This is a genomic window from Tsuneonella litorea (assembly GCF_025154015.1).
GTDB classification, from domain to species: domain Bacteria; phylum Pseudomonadota; class Alphaproteobacteria; order Sphingomonadales; family Sphingomonadaceae; genus Tsuneonella; species Tsuneonella litorea.
The window spans coordinates 211699-226458 of the sequence record NZ_JAOAMV010000003.1 but is presented as its reverse complement, the minus strand read 5'-3'; the positions used below and the strand labels follow the sequence as shown (position 1 = coordinate 226458).

Genomic DNA, 14760 nt, shown 5'->3' with positions numbered 1-14760 from the left:
AAGCGATGCTGACGGCCGACCTCTATTTCAGCTTCCGCAGCCCCTACAGCTACCTTGCGGTGGGCCGGTACCGGCAGCTGGCGGAGACCTCCGCGGTCGATATCGCGTTGCGCCCGGTCTATCCGCTCGCGATCCGGCAGCCCGATTTCTTCGAGCGCAATCATCCGAACTGGCTGCGCTACACCATGCTCGACATGTTCCGCGTAAGCCAGATGGAGGGGATACCCTTCGGCCCGCCGCGCCCCGACCCGATCGTGCAGGACGTGGCGACGCGCACGATCGCAGCCGACCAGCCCTACATCCGCCGGGTGACGCGGCTTGGCCAGGCGGCAGCGCGGCGCGGCAGGGGGCTTGCCTTCGCGGCCGAGGCCGGGCGGCTCATCTGGGGCGGGGCGGAAAACTGGCACGAGGGCGATCACCTGGCCGGAGCGGCGGAGCGGGCAGGGCTCGACTTCGCCGAACTCGAAGCCGAGGTCGCGGCTGACGGCGAGGCGCTCGACGAGGAAATCGCCGCCAACCAGCAGGCGCTCGAGGATGCCGGGCACTGGGGCGTGCCCACGCTGGTGTTCGACGGCGAGCCGTTCTTCGGGCAGGATCGCATCGCCATGGCAAAATGGCGCATGGAGCAGAAAGGGCTGTCGAAACGATGAGCGAGGAAACCCGCAAGGCCGGCGGCTGCCAGTGCGGCCGGGTGCGCTACACCGCCGACATAAGCGAGGCGGCGGCCTACCACTGCCACTGCCGGATGTGCCAGAAGGCGACCGGCGGTTTCGCCGCGACATTCGTCTTCCTGCCCGTCGACGCGATCGAGTGGGCGCACGAACCCGACTGGTACGCGAGCTCGCCGATCGCGAAGCGGCCGTTCTGTTCGCACTGCGGTTCGCCGCTCGGCTTCCGGTTCGACGGCTCGGACAAGATGGACCTGACCTTCGGCAGCTTCGATGACCCTTCCGGGTTCGTTCCCACCGGACACGCGGGTGTCGAGAGCCTGCACGAGGCGTGGATCGACACCAGCGACCTGCCTCGCCAGCGCAGCGACGAGACCGAGAGCGTCGTCAGCCGGTGGCACGCCGCGGGCCTCGAGGTGCCCGAATGACCCTGCCAGCGACAGAGACGCACCCCGGCTTCGATGGCGCACCCCTTGCGGTTCACCGGATGGGCGAAGGGCGCCCCGTGCTTTTGCTCCACGGGCTGTTTTCCGATGCCGCCACCAACTGGATCAAGTACGGGCACGCCCGGCGGCTGGCCCACGCCGGATTCGAGGCGATCATGCCCGATTTCCGAGCGCACGGCCAAAGCGCGAAGCCGCACGATCCCGTCGCCTATCCCCCCGACGTCCTGGTGCGCGATACGTTTGCACTGGTCGAGGAAATGGGCCTAACGGACTACGACCTCGTCGGCTTCTCGCTTGGTTCTCGAACCGCGGCCCGGGCGGTCATCGCGGGTCTCGAGCCTCGCCGACTGGTTCTCGCCGGAATGGGGCTGGAGGGCCTCGCGGGCTGGAACCGTCGCTCGGCATTCTTCCTCGACGCGATCGCGCGGTTCGACGCAGTGAAGCATGGCGACCCGGCGTTCATGGCGGTCGCCTTCATGAAGACCCAGAAGGTCGACCGGGTGGCCGCCCGGCTGCTGCTCGAGTCGGTGGGCGATACCGATCCCGCCGAACTCGAGAAGATCGCCATGCCCACGCTCGTGCTGTGCGGCGCGAAGGACCGCGATAACGGCGATCCGGTCAAGCTGGCGGAGGCGCTGCCAGACGCCCGCCACCTCGAGGTGCCGGGAACCCACATGAGTTCGGTGACCGAGGCGGCGCTGGGCGATGGGATAGTCGATTTCCTCGCGGCGTGATCGCGCTTGCGCCGCGCGCGGATCGCGCCGAAACCGGACGGGACGAGGTGCCGGGGGAATGGACATGACACTTGGCAGGAATGCGGTTCTCGGGGCGGGCGCCTGGTTCGCCGTCGCGGCATCTCTCGCGGCGTCGGAAGGCACGGTGGCCGCGTCCGACCCGGCACAGGTCGCCGGCGCGATGGAGGCGGCGGGCTACGTCGCTCAGCTCGACACCGACGGGTACGGCGACCCGCTGATCCGCACGACCTTCGCCGGATATGCCGGGTCGATATACTTCTACGGCTGCGACGAGGCGAACCATACCGGCTGCGATTCGATCCAGTTCCGCGTCGGGCTCGACCGCAAGGCGCCGGTCACGCCGGAGCTGATGAACCAGATCGTCCGCAAGTACCGCTTCATCGCCCTCTGGCTCGACAAGGAGGGCGACCCCTGGGTCAACCACGACGTCTACATCGGCAGCGGCGTGCCCGCGGCCAACTTCATCGCCGCACTCAAGGCCTTTGAGGGCAATTTCGCTGCCGTCGCCGACGACGTGTTCGCCGAGGAGCGGGCCGAGGCGGACGCTACCGGAACGGGGGCTCGTTGAAGGCGCGCAGCTTGCGGCTGTGCAGGCGGTCGCCTTCCTCGCGCAGGCGTCGGCACGCCGCGACGCCGATCTGGAGGTGGGCGGCGATCGCCTCTTCGTAGAAGCGGTTGGCCTGGCCGGGCAGCTTGATCTCGCCGTGGAGCGGCTTGTCGCTCACGCACAGCAGCGTCCCGTAGGGCACGCGGAAGCGGTATCCCTGCCCGGCGATCGTCGCGCTCTCCATGTCGACTCCGACCGCGCGCGAAAGCGACATCCGGTGCGCGGACTTGGTGTACTGCAGTTCCCAGTTGCGGTCGTCGGTCGTGACGACCGTTCCGGTGCGCATCCTTTGCTTGAGGTCGGCCCCTTGCGCGCCCGAGACTTCTTCTGCCGCCCCGTAGAGCGCCTGCTGGACCTCGGCGATCGCGGGCAGCGGGATTTCGGGCGGAAGCACCTGATCGAGCACGTGGTCGTCCCGCAAGTAGGCGTGGGCGAGCACGTAATCGCCGATCTTCTGGCTCGGCCGCAGGCCGCCGCAGTGGCCGATCATCAGCCATGCCTCGGGGCGCAGGACCGCGAGGTGATCCGTGATCGTCTTGGCGTTCGAGGGCCCCACCCCGATGTTGACCAGCGTGATGCCGCTCTTGTCCTCGCCGATCAGGTGATAGGCGGGCATCTGATGCCGCCGCCACGCCGTGTCGGACAGCTGTAGCCGCGCGTTCTGGCGCTTTTCGGTCAACATCAGCCCGCCCGCGCCGGCGAGCGCGGTGCAGCCGTTCTCGCCCAGCTGTTCGGCCGCCCAGTCGACGAATTCGTCGACGTAGCGATGGTAGTTGGTGAACAGGACGAACCGCTGGAAGTGCTCGGGATTGGTGCCGGTGTAGTGGGCGAGCCGGGCGAGACTGAAGTCGGTCCGCAGCCCGTTGAACAGCGAAAGCGGGATCGTATCGTCCGGATCGCCGAGTTCGATCCCGTCGGCCAGCTCGTCGCCGATCAGCGCCAGCTCGGTCGCGGGGAAATGGCGGGCGAGCAGTTGTGGCTCGATCCCTGCAAGCTCGGCACCGGCGACGCCGTCGAGCACGTAAGGAAACGGGATCTCCTGCCGCGATGCGCGCACCTCGACCTCGACCGCGTAGTCCTCGGCGATCAGTTCGAGCTGTTCGGCGAGGTAGGCGGCGAACAATTGCGGCCGGGTCACCGTGGTCGCGTAGGTACCGGCCTCGTTGAGCCGTCCGTAGGCGAGCCCGCGCGAACTGGCGGGGGGCTCGCCGCCATAGCGGATCACCAGCTCGGGATAGGCGTAGCTGCCGTCGAGGCGCTTTTGCGCCGGGGGCAGCGAGCCGTCGCGGGCAAAGGCGACGATGTCAGCGCGCAGCGTCTCGACCGCGCGCTCGTAATGTGCCGTCAGCGCATCGAGGATTGTTTCGACCGATTCCATCGAGGGCGGATAGCGCGCTCCGCTGGCAAGGCAAAGGGAGAACCCTTTCGGCGCCCCGTCCGTTGACAGCCCATGCACAGCCTCATCATCGAAACGATCGCGTGGGGGGGATACTTAGGCATCTTCGTCCTGATGGCGCTCGAGAACATCTTTCCGCCGATCCCGAGCGAAGTGATCATGGGCGTGGGCGGCGTGCTCGTTGCGCGCGGCGACATGACGTTCTGGCCGCTGCTGCTGTGGGGGACGGTGGGCACGGTAGCAGGCAACTACGCCTGGTACTGGATCGGTGATCACTGGGGCTACGAGCGCACCAAGCCGTTCATCGATCGCTGGTGCCGGTGGCTGACGATCGACTGGGAGCACATCGAAAGCGCCAGCCGGTTCTTTCGCCGGCACGGGCAATGGGTGGTGTTCTTTCTCCGTTTCAGCCCCTTCATGCGCACGATGATCTCCCTTCCGGCGGGCCTCGCGCACATGAGCCTGCCGCGCTTCCTGATCTTCACCACGCTGGGCTCGGCGATCTGGAACGCGTTGCTGATCCTCGGCGGCACGATCCTCGCGCGGTGGTTGAGCGAATACGAGGCGGTGATGGGCTGGGGAATCCTCGGCCTGATCGTATTGACCGTGCTCGGCTACCTGTGGCGGGTGATGACGTGGAAGCCGCGCGAGGGCCGCGGACCGTCGCAGGACCCGGCCTAGGAGCGGGGATGGGCCTTGCGGTAGGTGTCGAGCAGCGTCGCCGCGTCCACTTTCGTATAGATCTGCGTCGAGCCGAGGCTCGCGTGGCCGAGCAGTTCCTGCAGCGAGCGAAGGTCCGCTCCTGCGCCCAGCAGGTGCGTCGCGAAACTGTGGCGCAGGGCGTGGGGCGTTGCGGTGGCGGGCAGGCCGAGCGCGATGCGTGCGCGGGCCATCGCCTTCTGCACCATGCCCTGGCCGAGCGGCCCCCCTTTTGCGCCGCGAAACAGGGGCTGGTCCTTCGCCAGCGGCCATGGATTGCGCGCGACGTAGGCGGCCACCGCTTCGCGGACCAGCGGCAACAGGGGCACGACCCGCTGCTTGCCACCCTTGCCGGTCACGACCAGCGTGTCGCCGAGCGGCAGGTCGCCACCCGTCAGCGACAGCGCCTCAGCGATGCGGAGGCCCGCGCCGTACATCAGCAGCAGAACCGCCCGGTCGCGCGCGCCGATCCAGTCCTCCCCCGCATTTCCGGCGACGAGGTCCGCGAGGTTGACGGCCTCGTCCGGGGTCACCGGGCGGGGCAGACCCTTCTTGAGCCGCGGGCCGCGCAGACGTGGGGCCGCGGCGTCCTCGCCCACTTGCGAGCGGGCGAAGGCGATGAAGCCCTTGAGGGCCGACAGCTCGCGCGCGGTCGATGCATTGCCGAGCCCGTCGGCCCGCCGCCGCGCAAGCTGGCGGCGCAGCGCCGGTCCGTCGAGCGCGGCCAGCGCGCTCCATTCCTCGATCCCTGTCGCTGCGAGAAGGCGGTCGGCCGCCGCGAGATAGGCACGCACCGTGTGCGGCGACCGCCGGCGGCCGGTGCGCAGGTGATCGCCCCAGGCGACCAGGATGTCGGCCTTGCTCACGCCTCGACCAACGCAGCGGGCACGAGTTCGCCCAGCAGCGCGTCGAGCAGCGGCATCCCGGCGGGAGTGACGTGAACGCGCTGGCCCTCTTGTGCGACGAGGCCGAGCGAGCGGTGCAGCGCAAGGCGATCGCGGTCGACCAGGTCGTCGCTCGCGATCCCGAAGCGCGCGCCAAGCGCGGCAAGGTCGACCCCTTCGGCAAGGCGCAGGCCCATGAGCAGCGCCTCGGACGCCTGCTCACGCACACCCAGCGCTCGTTCTTCGGCGATGCCGTGCCCGTGCTCGGCCACCGCCGCGAGCCAGTTCTCGGGTTTCTTGTGCCGGATCGTCGCCGCGCCACCGCGCCGGCCGTGTGCGCCGGGCCCGACTCCCGCGTAGTCGCGGTATCGCCAGTAAGCGAGGTTGTGGCGGCTCTCCTGGCCGGGCCGCGCGTGGTTCGACACCTCGTAGGCAGGGAGGCCAGCAGCCGCGGTCATCTCGCGTGTCAGCGCGAAGAGATCGGCAGCCGGGTCGTCGGCCAGCGGATCGAACGCGCCGCGCCGCACGTCGGTCGCGAACCGCGTGCCGGGTTCGATGGTGAGCTGGTAGAGCGAGAGATGGTCGGTTCCCAGCGCCAGCGCGCGGCCGAGTTCGCTGCGCCAGTCCGCTTCGGACTGGCCGGGCCGGGCGTAGATGAAATCGGCGTTGACCCGGGCGAACACGCCCTGCGCGGTCTCGAGCGCGCGCAGGCCCTCCTCGGCATCGTGCAACCGGCCGAGAAAGCACAGCGCCGCGTCGTCGAGCGATTGCAGGCCCAGGGAAACCCGGTTCACGCCCGCCGCGGCGAGGCCGGCGAAGGCCGCCGCCTCGACCGACGAGGGGTTGGCTTCGAGCGTGATCTCGATGCCTTGCGCGAAGCCCCAGAGCCGCTCCGCCTCGGCGAGCAGCGCGCCGACGAGCGCGGGCGGCATCAGGCTGGGCGTGCCGCCGCCGAAGAATATCGAATCGAGACGCTCGCCGCCCGCCAATGCGGCCTCGTGACGCATGTCCGCGATCAGGGCGTCCTGCCATGCACCCACGTCCACCGTGTCCCGCACGTGCGAGTTAAAATCGCAGTACGGGCACTTCTTCAGACAGAACGGCCAGTGGATGTAGAGTGCGCGCGCCATTTACCCTGTATGCTTCAGAATCGGTTAAGCGCCCCGGCTATAGCCCATCCGGACGGAGGATGGGGTATCGCTATGGGTCGTGTCGTCACGCGGGGTCTGGCCGCGCTTGCCATCGCAGTAACAGGCGTGACGGCGCTGCCCGCCGAGGCGCAGCAGCCCTCGTTTGCCTTTCGCCTGCTCGCCGCGCACAACGTCGAGCGCGACCGTGCGGGATTGCCGCGCCTTTCGTGGTCGAGCCGCCTCGCGCAGGAGGCGCAGGCCTGGGCGGTGGTGCTGTCGAAAAAGGGGACGCTCGAGCATTCGAGTAACGCCCAGCGCCGGAACATGGGCGAGAACCTGTGGATGGGATCGGCCGGCTACTACAGTGCCGAAACGATGGTCGGCGGCTTCCTGGCCGAACGCGACAAGTTCCGTCCCGGCACGTTCCCGCAAGTGAGCCGGACCGGCAACTGGTCCGACGTCGGGCATTACACGCAGATCATCTGGCCCACGACGACCGAGGTCGGCTGCGCTGTCGCCAAGGGGGCGGTCAACGACTTCCTCGTGTGCCGCTACAATCCGCCGGGCAACACCTTCGGCGAGAAAGTCGGCTGAGCCCTAGCCGAACTGCTCGGCGACGAGTTTCGCAAATGCGTCGGCCCGGTGGCTGATGCGGTGCTTTTCGTCCGGATCGAGCTGGGCGAAGGTCACGTCGCGCCCCTGCGGCACGAACACCGGGTCATAGCCGAAGCCCAGCGTTCCGCGCGGCGGCCAGGTGAGGCTGCCGTCGACCCGCCCCTCGTAGACCGCGCTCTCGCCGTCGGGCCAGGCAATCGCGAGGACGCAGGAAAACCACGCATCGCGCGGGGTGTCGGGTCCCTTTGCCTGGAGCATCCCCTCGACCTTGCCCATCGCCATGTACCAGTCGCGGCCCGGCTCGCCCTCGAACCACTGCCGCTCGGCCCAGTCGGCGGTATAGACGCCCGGCCGCCCGTCGAGCGCGGCGACCGACAGCCCGCTGTCGTCCGCCAGCGCCGCGAGACCCGAGGCCTCGGCCGCCGCCCCCGCCTTGATCAGCGCGTTCTGGACGAACGTGGTGCCGGTCTCCTTCGGCTCGGGGAGGCCGAGCGAGCCTGCGCTGATGCATTTCACGCCGTGCGGTTCGAGCAGCGCGCCGATTTCCTTCAGCTTGCCCGCGTTGTGGGTCGCAATGACCAGCGTGCCCGCGCCTATCCGGCGGGTCATGTCCGGGTCGCCTCCTCCTGCGCCCGGAACACCTGCGCGCAGCCGATCTGGGCGAGCCGAAGGAGGCGCAGCAGGCCTTCCTCGTCGTAGGTCGCGCCTTCGGCGGTGGCCTGCACTTCGGCGATTCGTCCGCCCTCAATCAGGACGAAGTTCGCGTCGGCGTCGGCGGAGGAATCCTCGTGGTAGTCGAGGTCGAGCACCGGGGTTCCCTTGCAGATGCCGCAGCTGATCGCCGCGACCTTGGCCTCGATCGGGTCATCCGTAATAGCGCCTGAAGCCATCAGCTTGTCGACCGCGAGCCGCAGCGCGACCCACGCGCCGCTGATCGCGGCCGTGCGGGTTCCGCCGTCGGCCTGGATCACGTCGCAGTCGAGCACCACCTGCCGCTCGCCGAGCTTCCTGAGGTCGACCACCGAGCGCAAGCTGCGCCCGATCAGCCGCTGAATCTCCTGCGTGCGGCCGCTCTGCTTGCCCTTGGCTGCTTCGCGCTGGCCGCGGGTGTGCGTGGCGCGCGGCAGCATCGAGTATTCGGCGGTGACCCAGCCTTCGCCCTTGCCGCGCAGCCATGGCGGTATGCGGTCCTCGACCGAGGCGGTGACGAGCACGCGGGTGTCGCCGAAGCTGACGAGGCAGGAGCCCTCGGCGTGCTTGGTGAACCCGGTCTCGATCGAAATGGCGCGCATCTCGTCGGGCGCGCGGCCGGAAGGTCGCATGGGGAATCCTTTGTGAGTCGCTGCGGAGCGCCTAGGCGCTAGACGGTGACTTTGCCAGTATGGGCCTTGAGCGCGGGACGCGACGCGCTAAATCCGCAGGGATGAACCTGCTTGCAATACTGCTGGCGACCGAAGCGGCGGCTGCTGCCGTCCCGCCTCCTGACGAAGTGATGTTCGAAATCCTCGTCGGCCTCGGTCCGGCAAGCGGATTTCGCATCGATGCGACCGAGCGCGTCGAGCTGTTCGATAACGACCCTCACCGGGGCGCGACCGCGCCGGAGGTTTCGCAAGCTGAGGCCGGGACTTTCGCCAAGGCCCGCGAACAGCTCGCGCGCTTCAGAGGGCTTGCGGGCGAGCCATGCGTACCCGGTTCAACCGATGTTCTATCATTCAGGCTGTCGTGGCGCGAGCAGGGCACGATCCACTCCGCCACCTTCGCCGATAGCTGCAAGGGTATTCCGGTGGGCCTCCTCGATGCGCTGCGGCCCATCGGCCAGATGATCGAGGGGCGCACCGCAGACAGCGACGAGGACGTGGTCGAATTGAAGCTGGAGCAGTGAGCAACGAAGCCTCCATTCCCGAGCTGAGCACCCGCGCGCGGGACATTTTTCGGCTGGTGGTCGAAGGCTACCTCACCAGCGGCCAGCCGGTGGGTTCGAAGACGCTGGCAGGGGAGGGCGGCCTCAACCTCTCGCCCGCGTCGATCCGGTCGGTGCTCGCCGAACTCGAAGGCCTCGGCCTGCTCGCTGCGCCGCATACCAGCGCTGGGCGGATGCCGACCGAGACCGGGCTGCGCCTGTTCGTCGACGGCATGATGCAGGTCGCGGAGCCTTCGGCGGAAGAGCGCCGCGCGATCCAGAAGCGGATTTCGGCACCCGGGCCGATCGAGGCCGCGCTCGAGGCGACGAGCGCGCTGCTGTCCGACATCTCGGGCGCGGCGGGCATGGTGATGGTGCCGCGCCGCGAACCGCGGCTGGCCCAGCTCACGCTGGTCCCGCTGGGCGGGAACCGCGCGCTCGCGGTGCTGGTGGGCGAGGACGGGGGGATCGAGAACAGGGTGCTCGAACTCGACGCGCCGGCGAGCGCCTCGGCGCTCGAGGCCGCCGGCAACTACATCACCGCGCGCCTTGCCGGACGCACGCTGGCCGAGGCGGCCGCCGCGATGCGCCGCGAACTCGTCACCGGCCGCTCGCAGCTCGACGCCGCGAGCCGCGACCTCGTCGAACGCGGCCTTGCGGTATGGAGCGAGGATGCCGCGCGGCGCCCGGTCCTGATCGTGCGTGGCGCTGCGAACCTGCTCGACGAGAGCGCGCTGGGCGACATCGACCGGGTGCGCCAGCTGCTCGAGGATCTGGAGGACAAGCAAGCGGTGGCAGAACTGCTCGAATCGGCGCGCAGCGCGGAAGCGACCCGGATCTTCATCGGCAGCGAGAACCGGCTGTTCGCGCTGTCCGGCTCGTCGGTCATCGCCTCGCCCTACCGCGACCGTGAGGGGCGGGTGGTCGGCGTGCTCGGGGTGATCGGGCCGACGCGGTTGAATTACGCGCGGGTCGTCCCCATGGTGGATTTCACGGCCCGCTCACTGGGCAAAATCATCGGATAACGACGAAAAAACAATGATCGAAGATGACAAGCAGGCGGCCGACGAGGCCGTGGCGAAAGAACTCGACGGCGTTCCCGCCGACATGATCGACGACGAGGGCAAGGAAGAGGAAGGCAGCCTGTCCGACGCCCTGTCTGCGCTCAAGGACGATCTCGACAAGGCCAACCAGGACATCCTCTACGCCCGCGCCGAGACGCAGAACGTGCGCCGCCGGCTGGAAAAGGACATCGCCGACGCGCGCGCCTATGCCGCGACCGGCTTCGCGCGCGACATCCTGTCGGTCTACGACAACCTCGTCCGCGCGATCGAGGCGATCCCCCCCGACCTGCACGACGATCCGCGCATGAAGGCGATGGTCACCGGTATCGAGGCGACCCAGCGCGAGGTGGAAAAAGTCTTCGCGTCGCACGGGATCACCCGCATCGCGTCGACCGGCCTGCCGCTCGACCCCAACCAGCACCAGGCCATGCTCGAGATTCCGACCGAGGAGCACGAGCCCGGCACCGTGGTGCAGGAAATGCAGAGCGGGTGGATGATCAAGAACCGCCTGCTGCGCCCGGCGATGGTCGGCGTGGCGAAGAAGCCCTGACGCCGTGGCGCTCACCGGCAACCTGGTCGGCGAGCGCCCGACTTTCGTAACCCACCTCGAATGCTCGCTGACCGGCGAGCGGTACGAGGCCGACACGCTCCACGGATTGTCAGCGGCGGGACGGCCGCTGCTGGTCCGCTACGATCTTGCCGTGGCCGGCAAGGCATTGTCGCGCGGCGCGCTGGAAACGCGTCCGACCGACCTGTGGCGCTGGCGTGAACTCCTGCCCGTCCGGCACGCCGCCAGCATCGTCAGCCTGGGAGAGATCGAGACGCCGCTGATCCCGATCCCCGGCGCGGCGGCGCGCGGCGTCATCGTCAAGGACGAAGGGCGCCTGCCGACCGGCTCGTTCAAGGCGCGCGGGCTGGTCATGGCGGTTGCGATGGCAAAGGAGCTCGGCGTCACGCGCATCGCCATGCCGACCAACGGCAACGCGGGCGCGGCGCTCGCCGCCTATGCCACGCGGGCCGGTATCGAGACGGTGGTCCTGTGTCCCGACGACACGCCCGAGATCAACGTGCGCGAGATCGCCGCGCAGGGCGCCCGGGTCTACCGGGTCAACGGCCTGATCGACGAATGCGGTGCGATAGTGGGCAAGGGTGCGGCCGAAGGGCTGTGGTTCGACTTCTCGACGCTGAAGGAGCCGTACCGGATCGAGGGCAAGAAGACGATGGGGCTGGAACTTGCCGCCCAGCTCGGCTGGCGCCTGCCGAAGGCGATCTTCTATCCGACGGGTGGGGGAACCGGCCTTATCGGGATGTGGAAGGCATTCGACGAACTCGAGGCGCTCGGCTGGATCGGCAGCGAACGGCCGAAGATGTTCGCCGTGCAGGCGAGCGGCTGCGCTCCCATCGTGAAAGCCTGGGAAGACGGGGTCGAGCACGCCGAGCGGTGGGAGGACGCACAGACTATCGCCATGGGCATCCGGGTGCCCAAGGCGGTCGGCGACTTCCTGATCCTGCGGGCGGTGCGCGAAAGCGGCGGCCGGGCCATCGCGGTCGACGACGCCGATACGCTGGCCGCCGTCGACGACTGCGGAAGGCGCGACGGACTGCTGCTGTGCCCCGAGGGCGGGGCAACCCTCGCCGCATGGCGCAAGGCGGTCGCCGAAGGCTGGATCGACGAAGGCGACGAGGCGGTGCTGTTCAACTGCGCGACCGGCCTCAAGTACCCGCTGGCGGATTTTTCGCAGACGCTGGACAAGAACGAGTTGCCCGACCTCGCGACGCTCTAGGCGCCCCCTTCCGGAACAAAGCATCAGCGGGTCCGTAAATCCCCGACAGGGACAACGGAGAGAAATGTCATGAATACCCGTATGTTGATCGCTCCCGCAGTAGCGATTGCGACGATTCCGCTGGGCGCGTGCGCGCAGAACTACGCCGCCGAGGGCGCGTTGGGCGGAGCCGCGCTCGGTGCCGGTGTCGCCGCCCTGACCGGCGCCGACATCAAGACCTACGCGCTGGCAGGCGCAGCCGCTGGCGGCCTTGCTGGGTACTTCGTCGATAAGAATGACGATTGCGACGGTTACTATGATAACCGTTACCTCGACGACGACTGCTTTGGGACCGCCGGCTATCCGGCCGATCCTCGCTACTGATCAAGGCCAACGAAAATGGGCCGCCCGGCTGGGCGGCCCATTCGTTCAGACCAGCTGCGCGGCGTTCTCGTCGCGGTGCTTTTTCAAGTATTTCATGAACGGGGTGCCGCCGGTGCCGACGTCGGGGTCATTGCCCGCGATGCTGCCGGCCTGCTTGTTGATGTAGCTCGCGGCATATTCGAGGTGACGGGTGCGGAACCGCGCGGATTGTTCGAGGCAGGCGTTGAACGCGTCCTTGAGGCTCTGCGACGAGGAACCGCTCACGAACGCGCGCAGGTTGGACTGCGCGGCGAGGTCCTCGATGAACCGGCGATGCGGCACGGGGCGGTACTGGTGCAACTCGTCGAGGAACTGGCGCAGCGGGTCGTCGGAATGTCCCACCTGGAACAGCGCGTCCATCGCCGGGACGATCGACGACTGGCTGCCGGTCTGCCCACGATAGGCCATCGGCTTCATCTCGAACCGGTCCACGCCCTCGTACACCAGGCCCCCGCCTTTGAGGGCGGGGTTGTTCGCCCAGCCGTGGATATAGGGCCGCACCCGGTGGAAATAGATGTACGGATCGCACCGCTCGGGCATCCGCGCGAAATGGCCGTAGATGCGCTCCCACGCGGCATCCATCTCGACCAGCAGGCGCTCGGCTTCGGCGTCATCGCCGTTGCGGGCGACCGTTACCAGCTTCGCCGCGTTGTCGAGCAGCACGCCCGCCTCGCCCTCGATCGCGACGTGGATCATCACGAACCAGTTCTCGTCGTCCCCGCCGAGGAAGTTCTGGACCATGTAGATGTTCTCGAGCGCGATCGGACCCGACTTGTCGAGCCGCGCCCAGTTGTCGAGCACGTAGGCCGAATAGGGCAGGAGCGGCGCCTGGCCGAGCCGGTCGGCGATCGCCACCATCGGCCGGGCAAGGTTGGCGGGAAGATGCTCGGGCGGCATCGGCTCGCCCCAGACATAGGCCTGCACCAGGAAGCTGTAATGCACCATCGCGGTGCGGACTTCCTCTTCAGCCGCCTCGCGGGCCCAGTCCTCGAGGCCCGGATCGGCAAGCTGGTCGAGCCAGTGCCGGACACGCCCGGTGGACAGGAGGCCGGAGAGGTTTCCGGCGGCCTCGCGGACCGCGTCGAACATCGAGGGCAGGGCGATCTCGTCGATCTCGTAATGCGAAAGGAAGCCGCGTTCCCGCGACATTCCGTAGTCTGTGATCTCCATTGGAATGCACCGCTTGCCGGGCGCGGGTTGGGCCGCCCGGATCGATGGGCAACAGGTATCAACTGAAACCGGGCGGCTCAACCCGGACCGGTGGATAAACCACCCGGACTATCCGGCGCCGGGGAACCGGACCAGCAGGTCATACGCGCCTGCATCCGCCACGCCCGCCACCGCCACGCCGTTGCGCAGCCAGAACGCGTGCTTCACGATCTGCGCCTGCTGCTCGATGCCGTAGCGTTCGAGGCTCCACCCGGGCTTGAGGCTGTAGTCGTAGCGGCAGAAGGGGTGGCGGTGGAGCAGGAGGTACCATTCGCCGCGCGTCTGGGTCTGCCAGACGTGCGTCATTTCGTGGATGAACAGCCCCTGGGCAAGTTTCGGAGCGCGCGCGAAGTCGTCGCAATAACCCTTCCCGCCGGGATGGAAATGCAGGTGGCCGCGCGGGGCCATGGTGACGTGGCGGGGCTGGAACGGGAAGAACTTGCGGCGCCGGACCGTGACCGTGGAGTAGTCGATCGCGCTGCCGAAAACGGACCGGGCGAGCGCGATCTCGCCCGGCGTCAGTGCGCGCTTGCCGCCGGCGGGGCAGGAGGGGGCGACAGCCTCGTCGTGGTTCTCGAGGCCGAGACTGTCGACCGTCCGCGTCAGCGTTCGTCCCCGGCCGCCTTGATCGGCGCATCGAAGGTCTGGCTCTTGCCGCCCGACACGATGATGGTGACTTCCGCCGTACCGCCGGGCTTCAGCGTGTCGTCCGGTTCCATCACCATGATGTGCTTGCCGCCCGGCTCGAAGCTGACCTTGTCGCCTTTCTTGATGGGCATGGGCAGCATGTCCATCATCTGCACCTTCATGTCGTATTCGCCGTAGTCGTGGAACGTCGCGCTCCTGGCGCCCTTAACCTCGGCGCGGTTGAGGGCGAGATTGCGGTCGCCCTCGTAATCGAGGTCGAAATAGACCGCCGCCGGGTTGCCGGCGACGGGGGGCAGGACCAGGCGGGCATTGGTGATCGCCATGCCTGGAATGCCGGCCTCTTCCGCGGGCGCCTCTGCCGGGGTTTCCCCGCATCCCCCGAGCGAAAGCGCGGCGCAACCGAGCGCGAGAGCCATGAGCGACCTTGAGAACATCGTTTTCCCCCTATGAAACAGGCCGATCAGGTAGCGGTCCCGGTCCCTTGTGCCAAGAAATTCCGCACCTATATCGCCCGCGCAATCCGAGCCGCCGAGAGGGTCTTGCCGCAGCTGCG

The 14760-nt window shown here is 68.3% G+C and carries 19 protein-coding genes; 11 read left to right on the top strand and 8 right to left on the bottom strand.

From position 1 onward, the window contains the following. Positions 1-5: 5 nt before the first annotated feature. The 4 genes from N0B51_RS07595 to N0B51_RS07580 are packed head-to-tail and all read left to right on the top strand — an operon-like array spanning position 6 to position 2437. Positions 6-650, top strand: a complete 645-nt coding sequence (locus N0B51_RS07595) for a 2-hydroxychromene-2-carboxylate isomerase (protein WP_259961712.1) — start codon at positions 6-8, stop codon at positions 648-650. Then, entirely contained in the window at positions 647-1096 is a 450-nt protein-coding gene (locus N0B51_RS07590) for a GFA family protein (protein ID WP_259961711.1), read from the top strand. Before N0B51_RS07595 ends, N0B51_RS07590 begins: the two co-directional genes overlap by 4 nt. Further along, positions 1093-1848: an alpha/beta fold hydrolase gene (locus tag N0B51_RS07585; RefSeq protein WP_259961710.1), complete on the top strand. Its 756-nt coding sequence runs from the start codon at positions 1093-1095 to the stop codon at positions 1846-1848. Before N0B51_RS07590 ends, N0B51_RS07585 begins: the two co-directional genes overlap by 4 nt. 58 nt (positions 1849-1906) lie before the next feature. Further along, the gene (locus N0B51_RS07580) at positions 1907-2437 is read left to right on the top strand and encodes a YbjN domain-containing protein (protein ID WP_259961709.1); all 531 of its coding nucleotides are present in this window, start codon (positions 1907-1909) and stop codon (positions 2435-2437) included. On the opposite strand, the gene N0B51_RS07575 is transcribed toward N0B51_RS07580, so the two are convergent. Next, positions 2415-3854, bottom strand: a complete 1440-nt coding sequence (locus N0B51_RS07575) for an AMP nucleosidase (RefSeq protein ID WP_259961708.1) — start codon at positions 3852-3854, stop codon at positions 2415-2417. The genes N0B51_RS07580 and N0B51_RS07575 overlap by 23 nt on opposite strands. Before the next feature lie 72 nt (positions 3855-3926). On the opposite strand from N0B51_RS07575, the gene N0B51_RS07570 reads away from it, so the two are divergent. Further along, the gene (locus tag N0B51_RS07570) at positions 3927-4553 is read left to right on the top strand and encodes a DedA family protein (protein ID WP_259961707.1); all 627 of its coding nucleotides are present in this window, start codon (positions 3927-3929) and stop codon (positions 4551-4553) included. On the opposite strand, the gene N0B51_RS07565 is transcribed toward N0B51_RS07570, so the two are convergent. Beyond that, on the bottom strand, positions 4550-5437 hold the full coding sequence (locus N0B51_RS07565) for a tyrosine recombinase XerC (RefSeq protein ID WP_259961706.1): 888 nt from the start codon (positions 5435-5437) through the stop codon (positions 4550-4552). The two genes, N0B51_RS07570 and N0B51_RS07565, sit on opposite strands and share 4 nt — an antisense overlap. Next, on the bottom strand, positions 5434-6585 hold the full coding sequence (hemW, locus tag N0B51_RS07560) for a radical SAM family heme chaperone HemW (protein ID WP_259961705.1): 1152 nt from the start codon (positions 6583-6585) through the stop codon (positions 5434-5436). The genes N0B51_RS07565 and hemW overlap by 4 nt, the downstream gene beginning before the upstream one ends. A 72-nt stretch (positions 6586-6657) precedes the next feature. On the opposite strand from hemW, the gene N0B51_RS07555 reads away from it, so the two are divergent. Then, the gene (locus N0B51_RS07555) at positions 6658-7179 is read left to right on the top strand and encodes a CAP domain-containing protein (RefSeq protein WP_259961704.1); all 522 of its coding nucleotides are present in this window, start codon (positions 6658-6660) and stop codon (positions 7177-7179) included. 3 nt (positions 7180-7182) lie between these two features. On the opposite strand, the gene rdgB is transcribed toward N0B51_RS07555, so the two are convergent. Both rdgB and rph read right to left on the bottom strand, forming a co-directional pair. Beyond that, positions 7183-7809, bottom strand: coding sequence for an RdgB/HAM1 family non-canonical purine NTP pyrophosphatase (gene rdgB / locus N0B51_RS07550; protein WP_259961703.1), 627 nt, complete (start codon positions 7807-7809; stop codon positions 7183-7185). Then, on the bottom strand, positions 7806-8522 hold the full coding sequence (gene rph / locus N0B51_RS07545; RefSeq protein WP_259961702.1) for a ribonuclease PH: 717 nt from the start codon (positions 8520-8522) through the stop codon (positions 7806-7808). Before rph ends, rdgB begins: the two co-directional genes overlap by 4 nt. A 101-nt stretch (positions 8523-8623) precedes the next feature. On the opposite strand from rph, the gene N0B51_RS07540 reads away from it, so the two are divergent. The 5 genes from N0B51_RS07540 (at position 8624) to N0B51_RS07520 (ending at position 12311) form a co-directional block, all read left to right on the top strand. Further along, on the top strand, positions 8624-9082 hold the full coding sequence (locus tag N0B51_RS07540) for a hypothetical protein (RefSeq protein WP_259961701.1): 459 nt from the start codon (positions 8624-8626) through the stop codon (positions 9080-9082). Next, positions 9079-10125 (top strand): heat-inducible transcriptional repressor HrcA, encoded by a 1047-nt coding sequence (hrcA, locus tag N0B51_RS07535; RefSeq protein WP_259961700.1) that lies wholly within the window; start codon positions 9079-9081, stop codon positions 10123-10125. Before N0B51_RS07540 ends, hrcA begins: the two co-directional genes overlap by 4 nt. 13 nt (positions 10126-10138) lie before the next feature. Then, complete coding sequence (locus tag N0B51_RS07530) at positions 10139-10714, top strand: nucleotide exchange factor GrpE (RefSeq protein WP_259961699.1); 576 nt, start codon at positions 10139-10141, stop codon at positions 10712-10714. Between the two features lie 4 nt (positions 10715-10718). Continuing rightward, positions 10719-11948: a threonine synthase gene (locus N0B51_RS07525; protein WP_259961698.1), complete on the top strand. Its 1230-nt coding sequence runs from the start codon at positions 10719-10721 to the stop codon at positions 11946-11948. Positions 11949-12017: 69 nt separating this feature from the next. Continuing rightward, complete coding sequence (locus N0B51_RS07520) at positions 12018-12311, top strand: YMGG-like glycine zipper-containing protein (RefSeq protein ID WP_259961697.1); 294 nt, start codon at positions 12018-12020, stop codon at positions 12309-12311. Between the two features lie 45 nt (positions 12312-12356). Here N0B51_RS07520 and N0B51_RS07515 read toward each other — a convergent pair whose 3' ends face one another. The 3 genes from N0B51_RS07515 to N0B51_RS07505 form a co-directional block, all read right to left on the bottom strand. Continuing rightward, positions 12357-13520 carry a PrnB family protein gene (locus N0B51_RS07515; RefSeq protein WP_259961696.1) on the bottom strand — a complete coding sequence of 388 codons (1164 nt, stop codon included), beginning with the start codon at positions 13518-13520 and terminating at the stop codon, positions 12357-12359. Positions 13521-13628: 108 nt separating this feature from the next. Further along, on the bottom strand, positions 13629-14081 hold the full coding sequence (locus tag N0B51_RS07510; protein ID WP_259961854.1) for a vgr related protein: 453 nt from the start codon (positions 14079-14081) through the stop codon (positions 13629-13631). An 80-nt stretch (positions 14082-14161) separates the two neighbouring features. Further along, the gene (locus N0B51_RS07505) at positions 14162-14623 is read right to left on the bottom strand and encodes a copper chaperone PCu(A)C (protein WP_259961695.1); all 462 of its coding nucleotides are present in this window, start codon (positions 14621-14623) and stop codon (positions 14162-14164) included. Between the last annotated feature and the right edge of the window lie 137 nt (positions 14624-14760).

Coding starts and splice junctions, on each gene's coding strand:
- N0B51_RS07515 (WP_259961696.1), bottom strand. CDS start 13,520: ATGGAGATCACAGACTACGGAATGTCGCGGGAACGCGGCTTCCTTTCG.
- N0B51_RS07590 (WP_259961711.1), top strand. CDS start 647: ATGAGCGAGGAAACCCGCAAGGCCGGCGGCTGCCAGTGCGGCCGGGTG.
- rdgB (WP_259961703.1), bottom strand. CDS start 7,809: ATGACCCGCCGGATAGGCGCGGGCACGCTGGTCATTGCGACCCACAAC.
- N0B51_RS07505 (WP_259961695.1), bottom strand. CDS start 14,623: ATGGCTCTCGCGCTCGGTTGCGCCGCGCTTTCGCTCGGGGGATGCGGG.
- N0B51_RS07530 (WP_259961699.1), top strand. CDS start 10,139: ATGATCGAAGATGACAAGCAGGCGGCCGACGAGGCCGTGGCGAAAGAA.
- N0B51_RS07555 (WP_259961704.1), top strand. CDS start 6,658: ATGGGTCGTGTCGTCACGCGGGGTCTGGCCGCGCTTGCCATCGCAGTA.
- N0B51_RS07585 (WP_259961710.1), top strand. CDS start 1,093: ATGACCCTGCCAGCGACAGAGACGCACCCCGGCTTCGATGGCGCACCC.
- N0B51_RS07595 (WP_259961712.1), top strand. CDS start 6: ATGCTGACGGCCGACCTCTATTTCAGCTTCCGCAGCCCCTACAGCTAC.
- N0B51_RS07580 (WP_259961709.1), top strand. CDS start 1,907: ATGGACATGACACTTGGCAGGAATGCGGTTCTCGGGGCGGGCGCCTGG.
- hemW (WP_259961705.1), bottom strand. CDS start 6,585: ATGGCGCGCGCACTCTACATCCACTGGCCGTTCTGTCTGAAGAAGTGC.
- N0B51_RS07575 (WP_259961708.1), bottom strand. CDS start 3,854: ATGGAATCGGTCGAAACAATCCTCGATGCGCTGACGGCACATTACGAG.
- N0B51_RS07520 (WP_259961697.1), top strand. CDS start 12,018: ATGAATACCCGTATGTTGATCGCTCCCGCAGTAGCGATTGCGACGATT.
- rph (WP_259961702.1), bottom strand. CDS start 8,522: ATGCGACCTTCCGGCCGCGCGCCCGACGAGATGCGCGCCATTTCGATC.
- N0B51_RS07570 (WP_259961707.1), top strand. CDS start 3,927: ATGCACAGCCTCATCATCGAAACGATCGCGTGGGGGGGATACTTAGGC.
- N0B51_RS07540 (WP_259961701.1), top strand. CDS start 8,624: ATGAACCTGCTTGCAATACTGCTGGCGACCGAAGCGGCGGCTGCTGCC.